General features: G+C 67.8%; 1 protein-coding gene. It reads right to left on the reverse strand.

What is annotated here, in order from left to right:
• Positions 1-521: ATP-binding cassette domain-containing protein (locus R7P64_RS24690; protein WP_318124276.1), on the reverse strand; the 521-nt coding region annotated here is incomplete at both ends.

Raw genomic sequence — 521 nt, forward strand, 5'->3', positions numbered from 1 at the left:
AGCGCGTCGCCGGTATCGGAGAGCACCACATGGCCGTTTTCCAGCACGTAGCCGCGATCCGCCAGCTTTAGCGCCTGGTTGGCGTTCTGCTCGACGAGGAAGATAGTCATCCCCTGCTCGCGCAGCTGCTCGATGGTGTCGAAAATCTGCTGAATGATAATCGGCGCCAGCCCCAGCGACGGTTCATCCAGCAGCAGCAGGCGCGGTCGGCTCATCAGCGCCCGGGCGATGGCCAGCATCTGCTGCTCGCCGCCGGAGAGGCCGGGATAGCGGCGACCGGCAAGGCCATCGCAGCCGGTGACGGCCATCACCGCCGCCAGCACCGCCGGATCCGCCGTCGCGCCCCACGGTGAGCGTCCCATGGCAATGACCGTTTCCACCGTCCAGTCGGCCTGCAGGGCTGTTCGCTGCAGCATGACCGCCCGCCGGCGCGACAGAGCCTCGGGGGACCAGGCCTCCAACGGCTTGCCTGCAAGATGGCGGGTGCCGCTGTCCGGAGTCAGATAGCCGGTCAACAGGCG

This window comes from Vibrio sp. 2304, from assembly GCF_033339475.1.
GTDB classification, from domain to species: domain Bacteria; phylum Pseudomonadota; class Gammaproteobacteria; order Enterobacterales; family Vibrionaceae; genus Vibrio; species Vibrio alginolyticus.